This is a genomic window from Paenibacillus sp. FSL L8-0333 (assembly GCF_037965665.1).
Classification (GTDB): domain Bacteria; phylum Bacillota; class Bacilli; order Paenibacillales; family Paenibacillaceae; genus Paenibacillus_AQ; species Paenibacillus_AQ odorifer.
Genome location: NZ_CP150186.1, coordinates 4,712,649 through 4,738,803 on the forward strand (window position 1 = coordinate 4,712,649; position 26,155 = coordinate 4,738,803).

Annotated in this window: 17 protein-coding genes, 2 pseudogenes and 1 riboswitch; of the genes and pseudogenes, 3 read left to right on the forward strand and 16 right to left on the reverse strand. The window is 44.8% G+C overall.

What is annotated here, in order from left to right; genetic code table 11:
• Nucleotides 1-59 precede the first annotated feature (59 nt).
• The 12 genes and pseudogenes from lysA to NYE72_RS21210 form a co-directional block, all read right to left on the reverse strand.
• Nucleotides 60-1,394 carry a diaminopimelate decarboxylase gene (gene lysA, locus NYE72_RS21155; protein ID WP_036676133.1) on the reverse strand — a complete coding sequence of 445 codons (1,335 nt, stop codon included), beginning with the start codon at nt 1,392-1,394 and terminating at the stop codon, nt 60-62.
• Between the two features lie 126 nt (nt 1,395-1,520).
• A pseudogene (locus NYE72_RS21160) lies at nt 1,521-3,059 on the reverse strand (spore germination protein); the annotation flags it as partial.
• A gap of 768 nt (nt 3,060-3,827) precedes the next feature.
• Entirely contained in the window at nt 3,828-4,253 is a 426-nt protein-coding gene (locus NYE72_RS21165; RefSeq protein ID WP_036676132.1) for a stage V sporulation protein AB, read from the reverse strand.
• Nucleotides 4,254-4,255: 2 nt separating this feature from the next.
• Nucleotides 4,256-4,912 carry a stage V sporulation protein AA gene (locus NYE72_RS21170; RefSeq protein WP_036676129.1) on the reverse strand — a complete coding sequence of 219 codons (657 nt, stop codon included), beginning with the start codon at nt 4,910-4,912 and terminating at the stop codon, nt 4,256-4,258.
• Nucleotides 4,913-5,229: 317 nt separating this feature from the next.
• Complete coding sequence (locus tag NYE72_RS21175) at nt 5,230-6,108, reverse strand: carbohydrate ABC transporter permease (RefSeq protein WP_076104427.1); 879 nt, start codon at nt 6,106-6,108, stop codon at nt 5,230-5,232.
• 27 nt (nt 6,109-6,135) lie between these two features.
• Nucleotides 6,136-7,026, reverse strand: a complete 891-nt coding sequence (locus NYE72_RS21180; protein WP_036676126.1) for an ABC transporter permease subunit — start codon at nt 7,024-7,026, stop codon at nt 6,136-6,138.
• A 234-nt stretch (nt 7,027-7,260) separates the two neighbouring features.
• Nucleotides 7,261-8,979, reverse strand: a complete 1,719-nt coding sequence (locus tag NYE72_RS21185; RefSeq protein WP_038572454.1) for an extracellular solute-binding protein — start codon at nt 8,977-8,979, stop codon at nt 7,261-7,263.
• 107 nt (nt 8,980-9,086) lie between these two features.
• Complete coding sequence (locus NYE72_RS21190) at nt 9,087-10,727, reverse strand: response regulator (protein ID WP_036676122.1); 1,641 nt, start codon at nt 10,725-10,727, stop codon at nt 9,087-9,089.
• A gap of 18 nt (nt 10,728-10,745) precedes the next feature.
• The gene (locus NYE72_RS21195) at nt 10,746-12,491 is read right to left on the reverse strand and encodes a histidine kinase (RefSeq protein ID WP_036676119.1); all 1,746 of its coding nucleotides are present in this window, start codon (nt 12,489-12,491) and stop codon (nt 10,746-10,748) included.
• Between the two features lie 139 nt (nt 12,492-12,630).
• Entirely contained in the window at nt 12,631-13,038 is a 408-nt protein-coding gene (locus NYE72_RS21200; RefSeq protein WP_339212103.1) for an S-layer homology domain-containing protein, read from the reverse strand.
• Between the two features lie 18 nt (nt 13,039-13,056).
• Nucleotides 13,057-16,059: pseudogene (locus NYE72_RS21205) on the reverse strand (glycosyl hydrolase 53 family protein); the annotation flags it as partial.
• Nucleotides 16,060-16,327: 268 nt separating this feature from the next.
• Nucleotides 16,328-17,284, reverse strand: coding sequence for a DMT family transporter (locus NYE72_RS21210; RefSeq protein ID WP_076101508.1), 957 nt, complete (start codon nt 17,282-17,284; stop codon nt 16,328-16,330).
• 126 nt (nt 17,285-17,410) lie between these two features.
• Nucleotides 17,411-17,559: riboswitch (FMN riboswitch) on the reverse strand.
• Between the two features lie 209 nt (nt 17,560-17,768).
• Between NYE72_RS21210 and NYE72_RS21215 the strand changes: the two genes are divergently transcribed.
• On the forward strand, nt 17,769-18,941 hold the full coding sequence (locus NYE72_RS21215; RefSeq protein WP_076101509.1) for a substrate-binding domain-containing protein: 1,173 nt from the start codon (nt 17,769-17,771) through the stop codon (nt 18,939-18,941).
• A gap of 207 nt (nt 18,942-19,148) precedes the next feature.
• Nucleotides 19,149-20,651 (forward strand): N-acetylmuramoyl-L-alanine amidase family protein, encoded by a 1,503-nt coding sequence (locus NYE72_RS21220; protein ID WP_076141352.1) that lies wholly within the window; start codon nt 19,149-19,151, stop codon nt 20,649-20,651.
• Between the two features lie 48 nt (nt 20,652-20,699).
• Here the strand turns inward: NYE72_RS21220 and NYE72_RS21225 are convergent, their stop codons facing one another.
• From NYE72_RS21225 to NYE72_RS21240, 4 genes are all read right to left on the reverse strand, one after another.
• The gene (locus NYE72_RS21225; RefSeq protein WP_038572459.1) at nt 20,700-21,104 is read right to left on the reverse strand and encodes a VOC family protein; all 405 of its coding nucleotides are present in this window, start codon (nt 21,102-21,104) and stop codon (nt 20,700-20,702) included.
• A 23-nt stretch (nt 21,105-21,127) separates the two neighbouring features.
• Nucleotides 21,128-22,600 carry a carboxylesterase/lipase family protein gene (locus NYE72_RS21230; protein WP_076101511.1) on the reverse strand — a complete coding sequence of 491 codons (1,473 nt, stop codon included), beginning with the start codon at nt 22,598-22,600 and terminating at the stop codon, nt 21,128-21,130.
• A gap of 19 nt (nt 22,601-22,619) precedes the next feature.
• Nucleotides 22,620-23,774: an AI-2E family transporter gene (locus tag NYE72_RS21235; protein ID WP_036676105.1), complete on the reverse strand. Its 1,155-nt coding sequence runs from the start codon at nt 23,772-23,774 to the stop codon at nt 22,620-22,622.
• 243 nt (nt 23,775-24,017) lie between these two features.
• The gene (locus NYE72_RS21240; protein WP_036676102.1) at nt 24,018-24,377 is read right to left on the reverse strand and encodes a (2Fe-2S) ferredoxin domain-containing protein; all 360 of its coding nucleotides are present in this window, start codon (nt 24,375-24,377) and stop codon (nt 24,018-24,020) included.
• Nucleotides 24,378-24,526: 149 nt separating this feature from the next.
• On the opposite strand from NYE72_RS21240, the gene NYE72_RS21245 reads away from it, so the two are divergent.
• Nucleotides 24,527-26,113, forward strand: a complete 1,587-nt coding sequence (locus NYE72_RS21245) for an AraC family transcriptional regulator (RefSeq protein WP_051490902.1) — start codon at nt 24,527-24,529, stop codon at nt 26,111-26,113.
• Nucleotides 26,114-26,155: the final 42 nt, after the last annotated feature.

Consider the following 26,155-nt stretch of genomic DNA (forward strand, 5'->3'; position numbering starts at 1 on the left):
AGACTTTCCTGCTTGCTCTATATGCTGCTCAACCTTACCCACCTTACAGCAGCAGGCTATTACTTAGCAACAACTGTCTGTTTGGCGATACGCTCTGGAACAATATCGTTGGCAATAAGATCCGTATAGCTTTCACGACGCACTACAAGATCGCTTTGTCCGTTCTGTACGAATACTAAAGCCGGACGGCGAAGACGGTTATAGTTGCTGGCCATGGAGTAATTATACGCACCTGTGCAGGCTACAGCCAACAAATCGCCGCTTTCAGCCTTTGGCAGCTCTACATCCCAGATCAACATATCTCCGCTCTCGCAGCATTTACCAGCGATGGAAACAGTCTCAGTTGCGTCTTCGTTAGCACGGTTAGCAAGCAATGCCTCGTATTTAGACTGATACAAAGCAGGGCGTGGATTGTCGGTCATTCCACCATCAACAGCAACGTACTTACGCACGCCAGGAATGTCCTTGTTAGATCCTACAGTGTACAATGTAGTACCTGCATCTCCAACAATACTACGGCCCGGCTCCACCCAAATTTCCGGCAAAGCACTATAAATTCCCGCAAAATGAGTCTTCACTGCATCCGTAATCGCTGCAACATATTCAGAAACATGTAGTGGGGTATCTCCCTCAACATAACGAATGCCGAAACCTCCGCCAAGATTGACTACACGGAAGTCCACTTCCAAGCCTTCTTTAACACTGCGGGCAAAAGTTGCCACACGCTCAACAGCCAGCTGGAAACCATCGGTTTCAAAGATCTGCGAACCAATATGGGAATGCACACCAAGCAGCGTGATATTCTTTTTGCTGACTGCTGCTTTCACTGCTTCATAGGCCGATCCATTACCGATATCAAAACCGAATTTGGAATCCGTCTGGCCAGTTGCGGTATATTCATGAGTATGCGCTTCTACACCTGGTGTCACCCGCAATAAGATGTTCACATTAACTTCTTTACGTGCGGCAATGGACTGCAAAAGGTTAAGCTCTACCAGATTATCGACTACAAAGCAGCCGATTTTGGCATCAATCGCCATTTCGATCTCTTCAGATGTCTTATTGTTGCCATGAAAATGAATACGTTCTGCCGGGAAGCCAGCTTGCAAAGCTGTATATAGTTCGCCGTCAGATACAACATCCAGTGACAAACCTTCTTCATCAGCCAAACGAACCATTGCCATTACTGAAAACGCCTTGCTTGCGTAAGCTACTTGGAAACCAAGGCCGGAGGCTTTAAAAGCATCCATATATTCCCGGCAACGTTGTCTAACCAATTGCTCGTCCAATATATATAGCGGGGTTCCATATTCCGCTTTCAATTCAGTTACATCACATCCGCCGATCTCCAAATGCCCAGCATCGTTAATGCGGCTAGTACCGTGTAGAAACATTCTTTAGTCCTCCAATTTCTGTGGAATATCAAGGTTCCACCCTGTCTTAGTGTATTCAGTATAACAGACAGTGGGAACTCCATTGAATGGACTAATTTGCAGTAGTTTTGTATTTTCCTACGATTGTTACTCATTCTCTTGAGATGGCGGCATTCTGGTATTGTCTCTGGTTTTGTTAAAAGACGGTCTTTCCTTCGAACTTAGGACCGGTTTACGCAATAGAATTTCACTCATTGCCTTTGCATTAAAGGGTATAAACGGCCACATATATGAGGAGTTATAGGACCGATGAGTGGTTAAGAAGATAGTCAGCAACGTCGTGCCAATCATAAAGCCTGGTACCTGGAACGCCGCTACGGCAATTAATAACACAAGCCTGACTATACGATTCGCCAGACCCAGCTCATAACTCGGAGTCGCGAACATACCGATTGAGGCTACCGCCATATATAGTACTACTTCGTTTACAAACAGACCGCTCTGCACCGCTATATCACCAATCAATATGGCTGCAATCAAACCCATCGCTGAGCCTAAAGGTGTTGGGGTATGCACGGCGGCCATCCGCAGTAAATCAACCCCAAGCTCTACAATCAGAAACTGAGCGAGAATAGGAATTCTCGCTGTCTTTTGCGGCCCGATAAAATCCAGCATAGCAGGCTTTAACTCAGGATGGATAACAAGCAGCATCCATAACGGGAGCAGGAACATGGAGGCGAAGATGCCGATGAAACGGACCCACCGCAGATATGTCCCCATAAAAGGAGTCTGACGATTCTCCTCCGCATGCTGGCAAAGATCAAAAAAGGTGGTCGGAAGAACAATTACAATGGGTGAGGTATCCACGAATAATATGACCCGTCCCTCCAATAAATTGGAGGCAACAACGTCAGGGCGTTCAGAATAACGCACCATAGGATAAGGGTTCCACCCTCCGCCGATAATCGCTTCCTCCAATTGCTTATCCGCCAGTGGAATACCATCGATATCGATGCTGTTGATTTTATCGATGACAGACGTAACCTGTGTTTTATCAACGATATCATCGATGTAAGCCACACAGACATCTGTCCGTGTCCGCCGTCCCACTTGAAACATTTCAAGCTTCAGCCCCGGATCACGTATCCGTCTTCTTACAAGTGAAATATTACTAAGCAGGGTTTCTGTAAAACCATCACGCGCACCACGTACCACCCGATCAATCGAGGGTTCATCCGGACTTCGCATTGGGTAAGATCGAGTATCCATTAGGATAACTTTGTTCTCACCCTCAATAAATAGTGCGCTCATTCCTTTTAATACTTTATCGAAACATTCACTTAATACACTACCCTCTTCAACTTGAATATGAGGGATGTATTCGTTCATAAAGCTACCTAACACACCTGCGGACAAATTTTCTGAAGAAAGGTAGGTTAGTCGTTTCAGAATTTCATCCGTTACATCTTCGTTGGTGAATCCGCTTAAACAGAGTAAAGCTGTCTTATGTCCCCCAAAGGACATTTCTCTAAACGTCACATCAAAACTTGATCCCAGTCCCATCACTTCGGTCAGCGTGTTTTTTGTTTCTTGTAGAGAACCTGGGATATGATCATTGCCTTGCCAATAAATAACGGATTCCTTTAATGAGTTAGAATGCTCACTATCGCGTTTGTCTTGCAGCTTATTTTTCCCTTTGTTCTGAGTCTGCTGCTTCGCCTGCTTCTTCGAAGGCTTCGGTTGAGCTTGAGAACCCTCCCCGGTTCCGGTACCGTTATCTGTGCCTCCTGCTGCCTGAGCATTCTGATCCTGTGCCTCATCATCTGATTCCGAATCCTCTGAATCCATACCAAATAACCTGGCAAAAAAACCTTTACTCGGCTCATTGGGCTCCTGATTGCCGAGCTCATCCGATGCTTCTGCATTCTGCTGCCCTGTTCCCTGCTCCGCAGTCGCTTCCGCATCTTGCTGCCCTGTTCCCTGCTCCGCAGTGGCTTCCGCATCCTGCTGCCCTGTTCCCTGCTCCGCAGTGGCTTCCGCATCCTGCTGCCCTGTTCCCTGCTCCGCGGTGGCTTCCGCATCCTGCTGCCCTATTCCCTGCTCGGCAGTCGCTTCCGCATCCTGCTGCTCTGTTCCCTGCTCTGTAGTCGCTTCTGCATCCTGCTGCTCTGTTCCCTGCTCCGCAGTTGCATCTGCGTCTTGCAGCTCAGTGCCTAATTCGGCTGACGCCTCTGCATCCTCCTGGTCTTGGCTAGTTTCAGTTGTTGTAGAATTTTCCGCTGAATCTTCACTTTCCCCGATAGCTGAAGCTCCTACAGGTTCTGTGTGATCTGCAACTAGATCCGCTGCAGTTGTCTTCATTGCTGCAGCAGCTGCAGCATTATCTTCCAGATGGTCATCTTCCGGTGCAGAATCACCGCTGTGAATAAACTTGCTCATTTCATAACCCCCTGTTTACTGTCGGTATACAAACCAGTCGAACAAAGAACCCGCGACCTTCCCACTCACCATCGCCATTAACAGACCGAATAGATAATGTGTCATATTTAAGCGTTTAGCAAGTATCGGCAGCACATTTAATACCTCGGTCAATGCTGCAGCGAGCATCCCGACAAAAATCCCATCAAATAGTCCTACACCAAGTTCAACTAGAGGACCTGAGGTAATCTTCCAATTCCAAAAATCACTAACAGTACCTACTAAAGATCCACCTACCATCGCGCCTTCGTACCAATGAACTTTATCGTAAGAAGAGGTTAATTGCGCCAGACGCGGCACCATATCGAGCACAACAAATAGAGCGATCACTCCGCCGCCTACAGCAATACCACCCGCAATGCCCAGCAGCAAATTTAGTCCCAGTGCTATGGGTGCCGTCATCTTCAGTCCTCCGTATTCTCAGATTGGTTTTCACTTCGGCGCCTCATCTTGCTGTATTCCTCATTGATGACATATTGGTCGATGTTCTTCTGATACAGATACATTTCCACTTCCAGCGGAGTAGGCTCCTCGTTCCACTTCTTTTTAAATAAATGGTTGAAAAAAATGACCATCCCAAACCCGATGCCCAGAGAATAAGCAATCTGAAATATATAGGGATGCTCATCCCGATGACCCGTTAGCATCTCCACAATTCGAATTTGTACCTCCAGCATATTTACATCAGCATGAAAGTTCATAATTGTCAGAGCAGACCCAAAGAAAAGCAGCAGCCACACTAAAACAAACATCGCCACCGAAGGTTTCCGTCTCTCCACCTGACTCTCAATCTGCACAATCGTCCTCCCTTCACCGATCGGTTCAATGTCCGCATTCGGTATAAGTTCATATATCCGGGGGATAACCATCAACAGATCAATCAAAATCAGATTGCCGTCACTTTGCTCCGGCTTCATTAAGAGAATTGTCTCCAACGACTCTTTCAGCTCAGGCTCCGCTATCAAAAAAGCAATATCACCCAATGTGACACCTTTACCCTTGGGAACCATCACCCGATTTTTAAGCTGTATATAGATGGTGGGAGCAGAATGTTGTTTCATCCGCATTCCTCCTAAAGGTTATGGTGAAGCTCAGGTCCAAGATATCGGTAGTATGGGAGTAAAGCCTTATTTTTACTCTTGCTGCTCTGAATCAATTTCCTGAAATACTGAAATGTTGCTTGTTTATAGGTATCAGGAAAGGCCAATCCTTCTTCTGGAAATTTAAAAAAGACAGCTCAAGGTAATTAACCTTAAGCTATCTTCTTGTTTCTGCCAATTCATCAGTTAGATCGCAAGTAATCCAACATACCGTGCCTGTTCAATTTCATCCAGAAACGAGATATCCATTCCATTGATAAATGTGGTTGTCATCATTGCTACTCCTTTACAGAACCAAGTGTCATCCCTTTAACAAAATATTTTTGCAGGAAAGGATATACGATCAAAATTGGAGCGGCTCCGATAAATATTTGCGCGGCTCTCACCGTCGTCTGCGAGATCAGCTCCATTTCCTTTGGATTGATGCTCATGGAGCTCATATCCCGTTGAATGATAACCGTCTGCAGGAATGTCGCCAGTGGAAATTGCTTAGAATTATTCAAATACAATAGTCCATCAAACCAGGAGTTCCAATGAAATACCATGCTGAACAAGGCAATCGTAGCGATCGATGGTAAAGAAATCGGCAAGTAAATACTGAACAACGTACGGAAATGTCCGGCTCCGTCTATTAGCGAGGCCTCCTCCAGATCTTTTGGAATACCACGGAAGAAGTTCAGCATCAGAATCACCAAGAACGTATTTACCGCACCTGGCAGAACAAGTACCCAGAAGGAATCCATCAAACCAATCTTTTGAATCACAATGTAAAATGGAATCAATCCGCCGTTGAACACCATACTGAAAACGAACAACCAAGAGTAGACATTACGGCCCTTGAAGGCTGAGTTTTCTTTGGACAACGGGTAGGCTGCCAGAAAAGTAATTAATAGTGTAAGTCCAGTCCCGAGTATGGTTCTTTGTACAGATACCCAGATGGAGTGTAGGAAGATTGGATTGTTTACTGTCTTTTTATAAGCTTCCAGAGAGAATTGCTTTGGCCATAATCCTACCAAATTGGCGTCAGCTGCCGACTTCGCGCTAAAGGATACAGCCAGCACGTGAATCAAAGGTACAATACACATCAGTGCGAGCAGGATTAGAAAGCAAGTATTAAACACATTGAATATACGATAACCTCTTGTTTTGTAATACATAAGTTGTCTCCCTCTTCCTTTGGTAAATTAGAAAATGCGATATCCTGCCCACTTCTTAGCCAAACTGTACGAGACGAGAATTAGGATCATACTAATGGCCGACTTAAACAGTCCGATTGCCGTACCAAAGCCCATCTCACCATTCAGAATAGCCGTGCGGTACACGAAGGTATCAATAATATCGCCTTTCTGATAGACCAGTGGATTGTAGAGGTTAAAAATCTGGTCAAACCCTGCGTTCAATACATTTCCGAGAGCCAAGGTACCTACCACCACAACCATTGGCAATAGAGATGGCATTGTGATAAAACGTGTCTGCTTCCAGCGGTTAGCGCCGTCTATTTCAGCAGCCTCATATAATGAAGGATTGATTCCTGCTAGAGCAGCTAGGAAGACGATCGTATTATAACCAAATTCCTTCCACACATCTGTGAGAATAACTGTGAACCGGAACCAGTTGTTATCCCCTAAGAAAAAGATGGGTTTGAAGCCCATGCTGCCTAAGATCTGATTGACAAAACCATCTGTAGCAAGCAAATCCAGCAATATCCCGCCGAGAATAACCCAAGATAAAAAGTGAGGCAAGTAAACCAGCGTCTGAATAGTGCGCTGTATGTATACCTTGCGAATCTCATTTAACAAAATGGCGAACACAAACGGTACAGCCAGATTGAAAATCATTTTTAGAACAGCAATAATCAATGTATTCCAAATGACCTGCATACTGTCATTACGTTCAAACAGATAACGGAAATTGTCCAATCCAACCCATGCCGAGCCTGAAATTTTCAGCCATGGCTTATAATCCTGAAATGCCATCACAATTCCGCCCATTGGAATAAAGCTGAAGATGATCAGGAATATCATCGCCGGCAATAACATCAAGTGAAAAGGCCATGTTTTTTTTAGTGTTCTCATCCTTGGTCCCCCATATCGTGTCAAGTTCTTCTGTAACCATACTCAAATTATAGCAACGCCCGAATTCCTCAAATAGCGAGCAAAACCAATATATATGGTACAAAAGCAATCTCTTTATCACATAGAAAAAAGAGGACTCCAAACGCAAACAGGGACCCTCCCTAAAGCCTAATACTAAGGCTGAAGAGACGGTCCCGTTTGCTGCTTTTTACCTAGCCAAACTAAATCCAAACCTTATTTTACGCTGTCATACCATTCGTTAACTTCTTTAGTGATTTGATCGCCACCACCTGATTTCCAGGTCGCTACAAAGGAATCAAATGCATCCAGCGGTTTGTTGCCATAGATGATTTCATTAAACGTTTGGTTCTCAATTTTGTTCAGATAGTCCATCTTCGATTTCATAGTTTCGGTCGTAGGACCTGTGAACATATTCTTAAAGGATTTATCCTCTTGCGCCAGCAGAACTTTTGCAGCAGCTGGGGTATCTTTACCATAATTCACAGCTACGTCTTTCTCCAGGCGGGTTGTTGGCTCTGCGCCATCTGCCAGGTTAAGGAGTGCTTTCATTTGGGCATCCGGAATCCGGGCACCGTCACGAACCAGCATATAACGAACGCTATTCACATAACCGCCAGCAATTTTATCATTTTCGATCATCTTACCGTTCGCATCTAGCTCATAGTCGTATCCTGCAAAAAGGCCGTTATCCAGTTCACTGCCTGGCGTTGGATTAGCAAAGTTATCGAACAGGTAGTTTTGATAAGTAAAGAAGGCTTCAGGATTTTTCATTTTCGTGCTGATCAAAGTTACACCGTTAGTGAATTGTGTACCATGACGCATAACCTTTCCATCTGGACCCGCTGGAATTTCAATTGGAGCCCATACTGCATCTGGAGAGTTCTTCACGGTATCCTGAAGCGGCCAGCCGCTCATCCAGTAAGGACCCGGGAGAATACCTGCTGTACCCGCAACTGCTGGTTCGGCAGTTTTGTTCTCATCCCAAAGAGCCGCTTCCTGAGGTATATAACCTTTAGCCAACCATTCCTTCAGTTTTTCGAGCCCTTGCTTCATGCCAGCATTTACAGAGCCGTATTCTAATTTACCATCAGCATCTAGATTCCATTGCTGTGGCAAGGTTCCGTAAGCACCAAAGATCCAAGAAGGGTCGCCCATCCAAGTGTTCATCGTTGTTTTAAAGCCGATACTAAGTGGAGTTACCTTGTCTGGTGCTAAGCCATCAGGGTTCTGATTCTTGAACGCATCCATCACTTTTTCCAGCTCATCGATCGTCTTCGGTGCTTGCATATTCAGCTTATCCAGCCAATCTTGGCGGATCCACAGAATGTAATCATGGTTATATGCATAATCGAGAACAGGCAGACCCATTCTTTTTCCATCACGGCTGTATTGGTTCCAAACGTTAGGATCCTGTGCCATCGCTTCTTTCCAAGTATCTGAAGCATATTTATCAAACAAAGTTCCTACATCAGCATACATGCCGGAATCAATCAAATCCTGTGCAATCGTGTTGTCGGCTGTACCGATGGTTACGACATCAGGCATGTCCTGACCTGAAGACATGGATAAACGCAGCTTCGTACCAAATGCGCCGTTCGTATCTGTGATGGACCAAAGGGACTTAATGTTGATGCCGAATTTTTCTTTAGCCCATTTTGTAGCCACGTTATTCTCAATGCTTTCACCGTTTTTGAATTTAAGTTCAGGGTCCACGCCCCATGCGGTTGTAAATGTCACCTCAGGATCGTATTTATCCTTGTAGGCGTTTTCAGAATTGGAAGCTGTATTTGCAGTCGCTTCACCAGCTGTTTTATCTCCAGCAGTGTCTTTACTATTAGCAGCGTTATTGCCTGAACAGCCCGCAAGGCTACCCGCCAAAAGCATGCTCATACACAGGAGCGGCAGCCATCTTTTTCTCTTCATCGCGCTCATTTTGTTCCCCCTTGGATTCCATAAGTGTTGGTTACAATTTAATTATAGGGAACGATTCTAAGCCCGAATACGTCATTTAAACAAGGTTTCTGCACCTTTCTCAACCTCTATCCGTCCCGGAATTCATTTGGTGTCATATGGTAGTGTTTTTTGAACATCTTACTGAAATATTGCGGATTTTGATATCCAAGCTCAGAGGTGATTTCATAGATTTTTTTATTCGTATTTTTAAGCAGATAAAGTGCCCGTTCCATCCGCATCCGAATAATATAGTCCCCAAGCCCTTCCCCAGTCTCAGCCTTATAAATCTTGGACAAGTAGACAGGATGCAAATATACATGATCGGCAATGGTTTTGACGGACAGCTCATGACCCGAATGGTTTCCTACCAGCTCATGGACCTGCTTGATAATATAACTTTTCGTATTCTGATCGCTTTCGGATAGCTCCTTCTGAAGCTTATCGAGCATATCAAACGCCCATTCTTTAAGCTTATCAAAAGAAACAATAATACTCTGCGTCAACAACGGATCTAAAGCGTATTGATCAATCTTGGAGATGAACTGGCCACTCTTATGCGCTATATACATAAATGCATTCGTTATCGATAGAAAGACCTCGTACAGATGTTCACTAGAAAACCGTGCATTCTCCATATCCCGGAACACGTCAGCAATTTTTTGCCTTGCTGTATCCCATTGTTTGGATTCCAACAGATGAATGAGTGTAGGTGGACGATAAAGACATTCGAGCGATTTGATGCTCATCGTCTCCTGATGCTGGCGATCATCCAAAAACAGCACGGAACTGGATTCATCATGTGCTGCCAAATACATCGAGCTAAGACCGCTTCGATAGGCAGCCGTCATCCCCTCTGGAAAGGTGAACCACTCCGTTACAATCAGTGAAATCTCACCCTTGAGGTAATTGCTTACACTAATTTGGAAATTCGCGATCACCGCTTTTAGGACTTGCTGCCTTGCAGCTTCATAGTTAGCCATTTGCTCCAATCCCTGCTGAACTGCCGGCTTTAATTCAACAAGCAGAATCAAGCAATCATGCGGCGCTTTGCAGAACCAGACATGGAACTGCTCCTTAAAAAGCTCCTCGGCAATGTTACCGATCGCATATTCCATTAGAGAAACCGAATGGTGATCCATGGCGGCATAATGTTTACCAAGCTGAATCAGCAGCATCGCTGCTTCAGCGTCCGGCTGGAAGGAGATTTCATATTCCTTCAGCTTAATGGCCAGCGTCCGCTCGGACAGCACCCTGCCGAGAAGCAATTCGTGCATCAGATTAGCCCGCAAAACACTGTAATCGGCTTTGCGATTATACAGCAGCAAATGATATCTATCATGGGCTTCCCATTCATCTTTCAAAGATTCAATCGCACCGGATACGCTTTTGATAAACTCGTCATCACTTACCGGCTTCAAAATATAATCAAATGCCTGCAGTTGAATAGCTTTTTTCGCATATTGAAAATCGGAATAACCCGTCAATAAAATGGACCGAATATTTGGCCATTTCTCGCCTACGGCTTCTATTAATTGCAGGCCAGTCATTCCTGGCATTGAAATATCAGTAACCATAATATCTATAGCCTGCTGTTCCATAATTTGCAGAGCTTCAGCACCCGATGCCGCTTGATGCACCTGCTTCACCCCGATTTCAGCCCATGGAATAGTACGAGCTAAACTTTCCGTAACATAGGGCTCATCATCAACTAACAACAGCTCTATCATTCTTTCCCCTCCTAGATGTCATTCCATTTCATTGTCTGTGTTGGGCAGCAACCACTGCAGTGTCACCTGTAATCCTCCAAGCGGAGAAGGCGAGATGCGCAAGCCAGACGTCTCCCCAAAACGCAGCCGCATTCTCTGATGCACATTCCATAAACCGCAGCCCATTTCTTCATCCATCGCCCTGCTTAGTTTATTTTCCAATTCTATAATTCCCTCTGGCGTCATGCCCTGACCATCGTCCTCAACCGTAAGCGTCATTTCTCTGCCTACACATGAACCCGTAATCCGCACCAGTCCCTCTTTGGCGATGGGCTCAATTCCATGTATAACCGCATTCTCCACCAGAGGCTGCAGTACGAGCGGCGGAAGCTCTCTTTTGCGCATTTGCGGTGGGATATTGATCTCATAACGAAGTCTGCTCATCCTCATCTTCTGGATCTCCAGATAATGATTCACAAATTCCACCTCTTCAGACAGCGCAACCAAATCACGTTCCTGACGAGTGGTGTATCTGTAATATCGGGACAAATTATGCGACATCCCAACGACTGCCCCCATATTATCGAGCTTCGCCATACTTGTAATAAAGGAGAAGCAATTATAGAAAAAATGTGGATTTATCTGTGATTGAAGCTGCTTTAAGCGGGCTTCGCGAACATGGATTTTCTCCATCAGCACATTCTCGATCAGCATCTGAATCTGTTCTACCATACTGTTAAACCGGCCGGACAGGAAGCTGAATTCATTCTTCCCTTTAATCTCCACTCGCGCAGAATAATCCCCTTGCTTCAACCGTTGAAAGCCTCCAACCAATAACCTTATAGGCACCTGCACTTGAACATATAACAGATAGGCTACGAGACAGCTCATTAACAACAAAGCACTGATCGCAAAATAAAATAAACGATTAGAGGTCAGGATTGGATGTAGGATTTCAGTCAGCGGCATATAGTCGATCAAATACCAGCCCATTTTGTCCGAATAGACGATATTTACACTGTAGGATTCACCTTCTATTTTGACCGTGCGGTTCTCACTAGGCTTCAGCTGGGTCTCTTCCAGCCTGTCTACCAATTCTTTAGCTAACACCTTGTCGGCACTGCGGTTAAAAATAAGTCCTGTTCCCTGCTTATAATAAAAAGGGTCTCTTCTGCCATCACTTTTGAATTTATCCAGCATATCTTCTATGTTCCGGCTGTCGAACTCTACCTTCATAACCGTTTTGACTTTTTCCGGAGCGAATTCTGACATAAAAGGTGTAAAAGAAAACCACGAGAATACGAAGCGGTCACCCTCCTGCCCTTCAATCTTCTCCACATGCCAGCCCGACTTCACTTCCCGCTTCAGATCCTCATCTTCGTATAACTTCGCATCATTTTCAGATACCATACGATGAATGGACGGGGAGTATAAATACAGCTTACTCTTCCAATTGGAGGAGCTTTCTTGAATGCTGATTTTGGTCTGAATCCGTTTGATCAGGTTTATCGTATCCAGATTCAAACGCCCTTTTTCCAGATAAGTGTCCTTAAGGCTGAGGATATCAGGATCATGGATCAGCAGAATCGGCCACGAGGACAATAACTCCATATTACTTTCTACCTGATTCAGAAAAAAACTAAGCTGATTATTATTCGAAGTATTTAACTCCGTACGCAGCACATCCGTGGTCGTTTTATTGGAATAGAAGTAAAGGATGGTTATCGGGATCAGCATAATGACCATGATACACACGATTTTGGTAAATAAATTATATCTATACACGTTCTTTCACTCTCCGGCTCAAATGTCATAGCCCCTATTGTACAAACAATCCCTACTTGCGAAAAGATAAATATCTAAAAAATGTGGTAAAGACAGGCCCTAACTGCCTTTTCGAGCACAGTTATTGCCTGTCTGCCTATTATTGCTGCAAAAGATTGAGTATGATATAAGCCGCTTCAGCGCGTGTTGTATAGGCTTGCGGACGGAAATTGCCATCTTCGAATCCATTGATAATCCCAGCCTGCGCAAGCGCTGTGATCCCTTCACTGGCATACAACGAGATCAGGTCTTTATCTTTAAAAGAAATAACGTTCACATCCGTCTGACCGTTCACTTTCTCCGCCAACTTAAGCGCACGATACGAAATAGCTGCCATTTCTTCACGGGACAATTTATCATTCGGGCCAAAAGTGCCATCCGCATGTCCTTGTACAACACCCAATTTCCCAGCAGTAATCACAACAGAGCTATACCACGCATCAAGGTTCACATCTTTAAAACTGCCTGTTCCTCTTTCTGCTTTTAGCTCCAGCGCGGACAGCAGCATGCTGACAAATTCAGCGCGTGTAACCTCCCCTTGCGGATTAAAGATCCCGTTTCCTATTCCTTGCACGATCCCTTTAGCCGTCAAGGATTCAATCGCTAACGTGGCCCAATCTGCTGCTTTTAAATCTGTGTACCCCACCTCTGCGTACCCCGCAGCATAAATGCTGAAATGACTTGGATTAAACACAATCTGTTCCGCGGTTGGGTTGTACCGCACAGCTTTGATAACTTCAAGTTTTCCATCAGCAAGTATCGAATAAACAGCAATCCGCTGGCTCTGCTCCCCGAGCTTCAGCTTGTAGTGGAAGGCTACCGATATTGCTCCTTTTTTGAAAACATCGATAGAAGTCCCGTCTACTGACACATGGATGTTATAGGCCGGGTAGTCTTTTGCTCCAGTTACCAATGGTGAAGGCAAGGTTGGCGTAGCTACCTGAACCAGTGAGAGCGTTAGTTCCTTAGCTCCCGTCTTTATAATTCCTGCACTAGCTTCCGTAGAAACCGTAACAGATGCCGCACCATATACAATTACTATTTGGGGATGTTTGCCCTGCTCTAGTATAGAACTCAACGGAAGATGAACGACTGCTCCCTTAAGCTCTCCCGTCGATGGCAGAACAGAAATAATCAGTTTTTCATCCGCCGGAAGCGTCGACAGCGCCTTATTGATATCCTCTATACCTAGCGTGATATCAGCTATGCCGGAAATTCCTGCTTGTGCCTTCACCTGAAGTTGTCCTGCCGCTGTATGTTCGACCACTGCTTTATTTGCTGAATTTACAACGCTTGAATCTCTGACCGTGATGACAGGATCAGGATTAACTCCCGTTCCGGGTTCTTCACCAGTGCCAGGATTCCCTTCCGTTCCGGGTTCCTCACCAGTGCCGGGATTATTTCCTCCCGTTCCGGGTTCCTCGCCAGTGCCAGGATTTCCTCCCGTTCCGGGTTCCCCACCAGTGCCGGGATTTCCTCCCGTTCCCGGTTCCTCTTCGCCCCCCTCACCGGCCACCGGGGTTTTGAAGACATTTAATGAAGAGAGTGCATTCCCTGCAAAATCGAACATTGCCTGATTCTCCCAAGCATTTCCTTCGCCTACCTTCCAGCCTACACCTTGCACTGGAATCCAAGCTGGTTCCCAATAGAACAAGCCTGTTCCTTTACCATCGGGTACTTTGGACAATACATTCATTACTGTTTTGACCTCAGCCATTTGACCTGCAACCGTAGCTGGGAAGCCACTGCCGTCTAGCTGATCCTGACGAGCGATGTTATTCTCAAAGTTGTCGCCGTCCTGCAACGTGTAAGGATATGCGGTTTCCGTCACAATCACTTCTTTACCATATCGTTTAGAGATATCGTCCAAGTTAAACTGCAGGCTATCCATCGTTCCGCTCCAATACGGATAAAAGGACGCGCCGATCACGTCATAATCAAGATTCCGCTTCGTTAATTCGTCAAAGAACCAACGAAACATATCATTTTTGCCACCTTCAGCAAGATGGATCATAATTTTGATATCCTGATCTGCACTCTGGCTGTCTCTAACTCCCTTCACTCCACTCTCTAGAAGCGGAACAACCTTCTCAAAAGCATTCTCTTGATCATAGGATTTGCCGTCAGGCCATAACAAGCCCCCATTAATCTCATTTCCGATTTGGACCATATCGGGTGAAGCTCCCTTTTCCTTTAGCTCATCCATAACATCTTTGGTATAGTCATATACCGCTTGCTTCAATTCATCATAGGAGTAATCCGCCCATGCTCCCGGCTTGTTTTGCTTTCCGGGGTCAGCTCAGAAATCAGAATAATGGAAATCAAGCAACAGCTTAAACCCTTTGGCTTTGACGCGCTGCGCCATTTCCACAACATGCTCACGGTCATTATAGCCGCCAGCTTCCTGAGGATCATTCCATAAACGTAGCCGAATGTAATTTACACCCCGGCTTTTAAGAATATCCAGCAAATCCTTTTCTACTCCATTGTCGTAATACTTTCCACCGGCATCCTCAATCGCTTCCAGTGTGGAAATGTCCGCACCTTTTATGAACCCGGATTGCAGCACAAGCGGAGTAACCTGAATATCAGCTGTGGGTTGTAGGTCTGTCCCTGCAACTTTCCCCATTACGCTGTAAGTTCCTTCAACCGCGTACTCCGCCTCAGTAAGGTCATCCCAGGTTACAGGCAGCTGTTTGCTTGACCCATCTTCGTATATAGCCGTTACCACTGATGGCAATAAAGCAGGCACATCCGTAATTGTGCTGACATTTATGCTCTCAAATCCGACAATAGGCGTGCTGCTGTCACCTACTACTGTTACCTTCGCCACTGCCTTCTGCACAGTACCTGAGATAGAACCGCTTACTGTAAAGGTTCCGGGACGGGAATACTCTGCTGGCAGGATCACATCCCAAGTAACCTGAGCATCCTCCGTGTCAGAATTGCTATATACCACAGTTACAACACTTGGAAGCTCAGGGGCTTGCCCAATTTCCGTGTCCAACCGTACTGGCAGTACAGTTTGTATTTCACCCTGTGCCGGCTCATGCGGCGGGCCGGCTGCGGGAACACCCCAGACCTTCAGATCATTAATGGCTGCCCATTTTCCGCCGTTGATGCCGGTCAGGTTGACCCTTACATAAGAAACATTCCGCAGCTTGAAAGCATTGTACTGAGTTTGCTCTACACTGCTACTCTGACTTTTGTCCACAACTGTTGTCCATACCTTATGATCACGTGATACTTCAATCGTATATTGATTAATGTAACTCCATGCATTCCAGATGACGGTTGCACCTGACAAATCATATGCACCTTGCAAATCTACTTCCAGCCAATGAGGAAAGCTCCCGTCATTCGCCGTCCAATGTGTGTTCCATTCATCCGCATCCACTGCGTTACCCGCTTCATACCCTGCAAGCTCACTATCTGATATTGCAGGCTTACCTAGGGCAATATTCTCATCTCCTGCCGCTTGAGCAGACGGCCCAAACGTAAAAGGGGAAATAAGAAAGGTCAGAATCATAAATAATACAAATGATTTCTTCAATGTCTGTTTCCTCCTAAATAATTTAATAATGGATTATGTACTCAGTGGCACAGTCATTTTGTGCACCCCCTAATTGTAAACGCTTTATTAATTCTGCTATATGTTACATTAGAAACATTTCAGCAGTTTTTGCAGTCGATTTGATCTAAGCAAGGAGTAAAATCACATACAAAAAAAGATGATCCGAAAGCCATAAGGCTTCGAATCATCTTTATATAGGTAGAACCATTCCACTTCAATTTGCTCAGAGCGTTTGTGGTTTGGACTGTTGATTAGATAAAAAGAATAAAGCGACCCAGATCAAGGCAAATCCGAGAATCTGCGGGATAGTGACCAGCTGTTGGAACACGATCCAGTTGATGATTACTCCCGTCATAGGAAAGCTGAGTTCAGCTAATGTGGCGAAGGAAGCTTTGGTCGTGCTAAGCCCTTTGTAATACAACAACATACTAAGAAGTCCTGGCAGCAAAGCTTGCAGCAATAGATTAATCGCAATGGCTGCCGATGCACCAAACCCGCCATGAATCTGCCACGGTGCACCTTCTAGCGTAGTGATAACGAACAGTAAAGGAAGCGCAAGGATAAACCGCAGCGAAGTCACTGTCTCATATTTCATAGAACCGAGCAGATAACGTCCCATGACTGTCGATCCCCCCCACAGTGCAGCTGCTCCCAAGGCCATCAGACTGCTAACCCCAATAAAGTTATTCACATGTCCGAAAGGGATACTCCAGCCAAAGGTCAGCAGATAGGTTCCTACCAGCGCCAACACAATGAGTGGTCCGAAATTTTTAGGCAAACGTTCTTTAAGAATTAAAGCAGCTAGACCGATCGCGAATATTGGCTGAAGCTTTTGCAGTAACAGCACCGCATTCAAATCCCCACTGGAAAGTGCCATCGTAAATAGGATCGTCGCCCCGGCAGAACCTCCCCATGAAACAATCAATAAAGCACCAATCTGGCGAAATCCAATTCCTTTAAGCTCCGCCCGGTGACGCCAAAGAACAGGTGAAGCAGCCAAGAAAAGCACCACATGCTCCAGAAGAACAATTTGCGATGAGGTCAAAGATTTTAACAGGATGATACGAAAGAGCGGATCAACGCCCCATAATGCTGCACCAATCACAACGAGCCAAAATCCACTGCGTAGCGCTGATGTACTGCCAACCTTAGTTGATGATGAAGCTGTAACATTACTCATAATTTCATTCTCCTTGTCGATACAAACCCTCGATAAGAGACCAAAAACCCCCGAATTACCAAAAAGGTAAACTCGGGGGCATTATCAATAAAGACGTACAAGGATAGACTCCTAGCGTCTTTATCTTATGATCCTCTCCCATCCGGACTTTACCGTCGGCTCTGGATTTACACCAGATCAGTCACTTCTCTGCAAGCAGAACAAGTGAGTCGCGGGCTCAGTTCACTTTGAACATTACCGCCGGTCGGGAATTTCACCCTACCCCGAGAATCTTGTATTCCGTTGTTTTTTTCACAATCTCAGAATAAACCTCTTCTTGCCATTCGTCCAGTACTTTATGAAAATGTACACATTACTTTCATGTTTCGCAGCATTTTATTACATGTTTGTTCGTAATTGTTCTACTGCTTCATCCAAAAAACTTCTGTATAATGAAAATATGTTGATTTTTCCATAGTTTAGTAATCATGTCGAGGAGGTTGTTATGAAAGAAGCATTCTGGACGAAGTTATTGTTCTCCATCTTTGCCGTTGGAGGAATAGCTTTTTTAGGATTCATAGGTGCTATAATTACTGCGCTTTACGGAGGACTGCTGTTTTATACCCCACTTGTGGCAATCTTAGCGATCGTATTAGCCATCTATGTTGTACTTATCATATTTAATGTGTTGTCACGAAAAACAAGCAATATTGTATTGTTATCTATCCTCGGACTTAGTCTGCTCGCGACCGCAGGATATGAGATCAAGCAAGCGTACGTCAACAGAATTGCCATGGTCGATGATCGGGAGGTTAATCTGCTACAATATGAACCCTTTGCTGAGAAGACCAAAGCAGTGAATCTGGATGAACCTTCTTCCTATCATATCGCTAGCAATCTTCCAAGATTGGACGGCGCAACCGCACTTTATCCACTGTATTCAGCTTTCGTTCAAACTACTTATCCTGAGGGTTATTATAATCCGTATGATTTTCAAACAAGTCAAGTAATTTGCAGCAGCACACCTGAAGCTTACAAGAGATTAATTGAAGGAGAAACCGATATTATATTTGTAGCGGCTCCGTCAATCGCACAACAAAAAGAAGCTAAGCGCAAAGGTGTCGAACTGAAGCTTACGCCGATCGGCCGCGAGGCCTTCGTATTTTTTGTAAACAAACGAAACGACGTAACCGGACTTTCCACCGCTCAACTTAAAGATATTTACGCAGGCAAGATCACAAATTGGAAAGATTTAGGCGGAGCTAATAACCGAATCCGTGCTTTTCAACGGCCTGAAGATAGTGGAAGCCAGACGATGTTGCAAAAGTTTATGAAGGACACTCCACTCATGAAGCCGCCTCAAGAAGACGTAGCGGATATTATGAGCGGTATCATTCAACAAACCTCCAGCTATCGAAACTATAAAAATGCACTGGGCTACAGCTTCTTATTTTACGCCTCAGAAATGAATCGGAACGGGGAAATAGCCCTGCTGGCCATCGATGGTATCCAACCAGACAAGGAAAGTATTCGTAGTGGACAGTACCCATTGGCAACAGAATTTTATGCAGTGACCGCGGGAAGCGACAACCCTAATATTCAACCCTTTCTGGATTGGATTCAATCTTCTCAGGGTCAGAAATTGGTAGAGAAAACAGGTTATACATCGTTAAAATAACATATCTCTAGCGAATGAGAGCTATCCCAAATGTTTGGGAAGGCTCTTTTTCTATTTTTATACCGAAAATTTTCCTTTTTATCGCTTGTAGAGCGCAACTTTTGGAAACTATTGTCGTTTATACTTTATACGAGCCTTAAACGGCATCAAAGGAAGAAAAAGTAAGAATTGCTAGAGACCAATAAACGGGGATGGTAGGGATTGCAGATGAAAAAGTTTGGTTTTTTGGCGTTACTGCTGCTTTTGTTGGTGCTGGTTCATCCAGGAACTGGTTATGCCGGCTCTACGGAAACACACATCAACCTAGACGGCAACGATCTTAAGATTTCCAAAGAAGCACAGGTACAAATTGTAAATGGCAGTGTAATGGTTCCTCTTCGCGTTGTTGCGGAACAGCTTGGTTATACCGTGAAATGGGATAATGTGGCCAAGACAGCGATCATTGAGCAAAAGGGAACTACTTTAAAACTGATCGTGGATAATACGATGGCAGAAGCTTCAGGGAAACAAGTCAAACTGGACAACCCTCCGTTTCTCAGTGGCAGCACAACCCTTGTTCCTTTAAGATTTGTTGGGGAACAGACAGGAACTACTGTCGGTTGGGACAATGTAACCAAAACCGTATATTTAACCTCTCCAGTGCCTGAGGTTGGGGGAAGCGATCCGGAAGTTACGGTTCCAGAACCCACTCCAACAGCACCTTCGGAGAACGGATCAACCGGGAATACAGCAACTGAAGGGAATAGCTCAGTGGCTGCAGTCACCAATCTTAGCCTCATCAATAACCAGCTGGTTATTGCAGTGAACGGCAGTATAAAACCTACCGTGTTCACTATGACAGACAAAGACCGAATTGTCGTGGATTTACCGAATACTGGCTTTGGAACCGACTTCCATCAGAATCTTTCCGTAGGAAAGAACCAAAGCGGACAGTTAACGGTTACCGACTATCCTAATGTCTCTGCCGTTCGCTATTCATTGTTCAGCAGTTCCCCATCGACCATTCGGATCGTCATTGATCTAAACAGCGCTAATAGCTACAGTCTGATAAATGCTAATGATGGACTTATTATTGTGGATCTTAATGGGACTAGCGTTACGCTTCCTGAAACCACCTTACCAGAAGTACCGGTTATAACTCCTCCACCTTCTACCGGCAACACAGACAAGAAGATAATCGTCATTGATGCAGGACATGGAGGGAAAGATCCAGGGAGTTCAAGTGTTAACAAGCTTAAAGAGAAAGATTTCACCTTGCCGACAGCACTGAAAATTGCAGAATTACTAAAGAAAGAACCAAATATCGAGGTTATACTCACGCGCAGTGGCGATACATACCCAACTCTACAGGACAGATCTAACCTCGCCAACAATGTAAAAGCCGATCTATTTATCTCTGTTCATGCCAATAGTATTCCGGCGGGCAGTAAAAGTAATCCTAGTGGCACAGAGACCTATTACACACGTAATGATAGCTTATTATTCGCTCAAACCGTTCACAAATACCTCGCAGTTGCTACAGGACTGCAGGACCGAGGGGTTCGTCAAGCTAACTATCATGTAACAAGAGAAACCAAAATGCCTGCAATATTATTAGAATGTGGTTACTTAAGCAATACCAAGGATGAAGCATTACTCTTTACCCCGGACATCCAGAATAAAATAGCCGAAGCAGTAGTTTTAGGAATCAAAGAATATTTAGGTCGTTAAAAAAATGGGTGTCCCATTAGCCATGCAGGCTGATAGGACACCCATCTTTTATTCGGTAGTTGTGTTCCAAACACTCATTCGTTCCCGCAGATTCGAGGTATGCAGCTCTAGCTGTATACCATCCGGATCTAGAAAATTGACCGTCCAGCCTATTCCCCGTTTGATTGGCCCTCTAATTATGGGCACATTCTGGGTTTGCAATACTTGGACGGCTTCCTCAAAATGTTCCTCTGCAATACTAAAAGCGATATGGTCTACCCCAACTACTTTATCTGCAATCGCCATATAATCAGGCTTTTCAAGAAGACATATCCAGGCACTTCCCCATTCCAGATAAGCATCAGTTTTACCTCTATGAACTAGCTGAAGGCCCAGAACTCCTGTGTAGAAATTCAGGGAATTCGCTAAATTACTGACATTTACGGTCACATGGTTAAAGCCTTCTACCTGCATCTTTATTCAGCCTCTCAATCTTCTTAAGCCAGCATAGTGACAATTCTTTTGCGTTTCTCTGCCTCAGGATCATAAGCTACATGCGTATCTTCATCAAAGATCAAGGTAGCCCGTTCCTCCAGATTGTATTTCGGCCATAACCTCTCTGCTGTAGCCGGATTTCCTTGATGAGCGAAAGCAATCCAAGCATCATGCATAACTTCAGCCAACTTCTGCATCGTTGGATTAATTTCTGCCCTAAGATGGGTTAGATGAGATAGATTATTAAAGGCATAGACGATTTCTGCACTATGCACAGCTTTATTTAACAATGGATGACCTGGGATCGTGCCGTCAAAACGGTACATCCAGACAGGTGCATATTTCAGTTGGTTCTCTGCCAGGGACACCGAGGTTCCCCAGAAGTAAAGATCCGTTAGAATTTCGGCTTGTCCCTCCCATGAGGATGAATAATGGTTCGCAATCTCCTTCAGACTCCCAGTACCCATCATCTGCTCCAGCGCCTTGAGTGAATCGTCAAAGTCTGCCTCAGGCGATTCTTCTCTGAAGAACAAGTTGCCCTCATCACGATTGGTTCCGATCAATAGCGGAATACCCTGTGCCGATCCTTCTGCCACAGCCTGTGCAGGTTCTACAGGAAGTGTATCCCCATCAATGATAGGCTGAAATAACATGCCAATTGAGCCACCCGTTAACTTTTTAGTCATTCTTGCGGCTGCATCGATAATTTGTTCAGAAGAAAATGTTTGCAGAAGACTGGCATCTCCATCTGGAGCAATCCCTAATTCAGCTAGTAGTGCAGCTGCAATGTACTTCCCCTGCTCGGAAGGCAGCGTCTGAGCAGCCCCGCTTTGCATAATCGCACCAGCGAACAACCCCTTCGCTGCTGGCATGGCCAAAAGGGCTGCGATACTCATACTCCCTGCTGACTCCCCGAATACAGTTACCCGCTGCGGGTCCCCACCAAAAGCAGCAATATTCAGCTTTACCCATTCCAGTGCGGCGATTTGATCCAATAAACCTTGATTAGAAGCAAGCCCATGGCCAAATGGAGACAAATTCATGAATCCAAATGGACCCAGCCGATAGTTAATGGTCACTAAAATTACTTTACCGCGTTCAGCGAAGCTTGTGCCGTCAAACTGCGGCTGACTTCCAGCCCCGGTCACAAACGTCCCCCCGTGAATCCAGAACATAACAGGCAGGGGCTCATCATGAACTGCTGGCGCCCAAATATTTAAATACAGACAATCCTCGGAATGAAGCGGCGTCTTGCCACCGAACCGAGTACCTCTCGTATCCGCTGGCTGATGACTAACTGGACCAAATTCAGAAGCATCTCTAACCCCATCCCAGGCTTCTGGTGGCTGTGGTGCACGAAACCGAAGTTCTCCAACAGGTGGAGCTGCAAAAGGGATCCCGCGCCAAATGTTCACGTCCCCCTCCTGTATTCCTTGAAGCTTACCATAAGAGGTTACTGCTATTGGTGCTCCCATTACATTTCACCCTTCCACATTATTCCTTATTCTCTTCAATCTGTTTATATAAGCCGGATCGAAACCGGAACCATTCAAAAAGATGTGTAAATACCACCTTAAGTACCGCATAACCCGGAACTGCAAGGATAATCCCCAGAATTCCAAACATTTTACCTGCGAATATAATTACAAAAATAATGGTTATCGGATGAATCTTCAACGTCTTGCCCATGATCTGTGGTGAGATAAATTTCCCTTCAATCAGCTGAACAGCTGTCCACACGATAATCATCTTCAACAACATAAATGGAGAAGTGACCATCGCCACAATTAGGGCAGGTGTAATCGCGATTGCCGGGCCCAGATAAGGAACAACTGCTGTACAAGCAGCAGCAATAGCCAGAACGAGAGAGTATTCCAAACCAATGATTAAATAGCCAATATAGAGCAGCAGACCAATACAGCAGCTGACAATAATTTGCCCGCGTATGTAAGAGGATACCTGACTGTTCATCTCCGACATGACCATACGAGTCTGCGGCTGCAGAGAAGTAGGTACAAACTTCAGAATATAATCCGGCAATTTTTTTCCATCGCGAAGCAAGTAGAACAAAATAAATGGCGTCGTTACAACCGCCAAGACAATCTCTGTAAGGGCTCCTACAAAGCTGCCAACACCCGTCAAGGCATTATTCAGAAAAGAACTGCCCCACGCCGTAATCTTAGATGTTATCTCACTAAGGTTCGTTCCGATACTATCTTGAACTTGCCCAAAGAACTCCGTTCCGGTCAGATCCATAAACCGTTCTTGAATTAATTCACTATACCTTGGAAAATTGTCGATCAAACCTGATAGCTGAGTCCGTATAATTGGAATGACCATAAACAAAACCAGCGTGATGAGACCAGCAATCAACAAATATAGGATGATTATTGCATATACACGTTTTATTCGGGATCTTTTCTCCATCCGATCTACCAACGGATTCAGCAAATAATAAGCTATACCTGCCAGTAATAATGGTGCGGCCACGGTGTGCAGCAATACTGATATCGGCTTAAAAATAAACGGTATTTTGGAGAATACCAGAATATTAATTCCAACCAGCAGCATAATGAGCAGCACTACTACAAATTTATTATTCAGAAAAAATTTTTTGAACTTCTCTGGCCACACCTGCAGCCTCTCCATCGTACCCTCTCCCCTATAAACCATCATATATACTGTGTTATTTCATTCACTTTTTAATAGCATAGTCAACGTTAGCCCTGCAAGTCAAATTTGATGTCCTTAATTAAGCACACAGTCCTATTACGAGTCTGGTCATGATCCGATTCAATCATAATCCTCCCCTGTTTATAAATAAATAACCCTGCACGAGATATTCCTCTGTACAGGGTTAGAACCGCAACTAAAAGGTACTTACAAGCCTTGCTATTTTTTCTTTTTCCCTTTAGCGCCCTTTTCATTTGAAGCAATCAATTGTCCATCATAGGTGTATAACAAGTGATCTTCAAGCTTCTCCCCCTGCAAATGTTTCCGCACTAATGATTTCGCCAGCTTAGGTGTAATCTCTTTGTACCACACACCTTCGGGATAAGCGATCACCACACAAGCATCTGAACATCTTCCATTACAACGGGTCACAGTCGTATGTATAAGACTTTGTGCGCCCTGCTTCTCAATCTCGTCTTCTATCGCTTCAGCTACCTCTTCACCTTTGTGTTTCTTGCAGCTGCTACCGTTACATATTAATAAGTGACTTACAGTTCCTTGTAAATTCCAGGTCGTCATGGATGACTTCAACCCCTTCTTATCAGCTAACCCTATTCCGTTCGTGGATTATTTTAAACACTATCATAAGCATCATTATAGTCAATAGTAAGAAAGACTGTTATACTATAAATGAGAATGATTATCAATGAAAAGAAGGGGATTACTACATGCAGATCCAATCCGACGGGATGCCTTATCCATCCCATCCTTTTTATATGCCCCTTCGGGTCATCAGCTTATCGGGAATAACCAACTACTCAGCCTCAAACATTTCTTCTACTAATTCCAGCCTTATGATGATCTGGGATGGGAAAGGTTTTCTTGAAATAGACGGTAAGATACACAAGGTCATGGCCGGAAGCTTAATAGCCCTTAGTAGTTCTTCTTTATTGAAGATGGAACCTGAATTACAGTTAAAGGGGATATGGATTGAGTATTCCTGTATACCCCAGAGTAAAAATGAGGACATTTTTATAAATGACAACTCCCCTGTCCACCATGCCTCCACTCGTTTGATAGCCTTGGCAGGTGAGCTTTACAGTGCCTGGATAGACGCTGATAAACAAAAGCCGTTTAGGGTCCAGCAGCTATTCACCCAGTTCATCGTGGAGCTTCATGGTGAACTGACATCCCATAAAGAAAGATCAAGCAGTTGGATGGAACGGGTGACTGAGTATATAGAAGCTCATTACAATGAAGATATCACGCGGGATCAAATGGCTGCTTTAGCTGAAGTGAGCCCCGAGCACTTTTCGCGAACCTTTCGCAAATCAATAGGTCTATCCTTCAGTGCTTATATTACACTACTAAGAATCCGTAAAGCCCAGCAACGAATCCTCACCAGTTCTCCCAATCTGACAACATTGGCACATGAGGTTGGTTACGAAGAGGGAACTTATTTAAGCCGAAAATTCAAGCAGCTTGTTGGCGTTTCACCTACAGCCTACCAGAATAAGAATAAACGGGTCGTTGCCCTGAACTATAATCACACCGCTAGCCTGCGAGTACTGGAAATCATGCCTCAACTCGGGGTTTATTCCGAATGGCAACATAGCTTGGAACAAGTTCCCGCTTCCAAACAGCTTCAAATGAGCGAAGGTAAATTTTCATTACTCTATGACTCAGTAGCTGCGGTAAAACCAGATGTCATTATCGGCTACAGTCTACCCGACAATAAGATTCTGACTCCTGTTGCTCCGGTTATCGAGCTGCCCTTTATGCAAATGAGTTGGCGAGAGCAATTTGCTCTGATTGCCGAGGTTGTGAATCGACGACAGCGTGCTGAACAGTGGCTAAGTCATTATGACAGACTTTGTCTTACCGCCAACGGGTTATTAAACCATGCTATAGGAATGGAGAGAGGTACGGCTATCGTGTGGGAGGTTAGCTCCCGATCCGCCTACTGTTTCAGTAGCAGCTTCGGCAGAGGTTGCCAAATTCTATACGGTGATCTTGGCTTCAAGCCCCCCTCCGTAATTATTGAAAAAGGGATCACAGATTCCGGGTACTTAGAGGCATCTATTGAGGATATCGTATCGTTTCCTGCTGACCATATTATTATCACTAGCATCCCTTCATCATCTGAGGGAAGACAACGTTTTACTCGCCTACTACATTCTAAAGCTTGGAAGCAATTAGATGCAGTCCGAAACGGACGGGTATATATTCTGAACCAGGCTGATATGTTCTACGGATTTGACCCACTGTCCTCACAGGCACAGCTTCAAGAATTGCTACGGGTAATGACATCATAAATTTGCATAAGCTGAGATCATATCCGTCCATAGTAAATACCC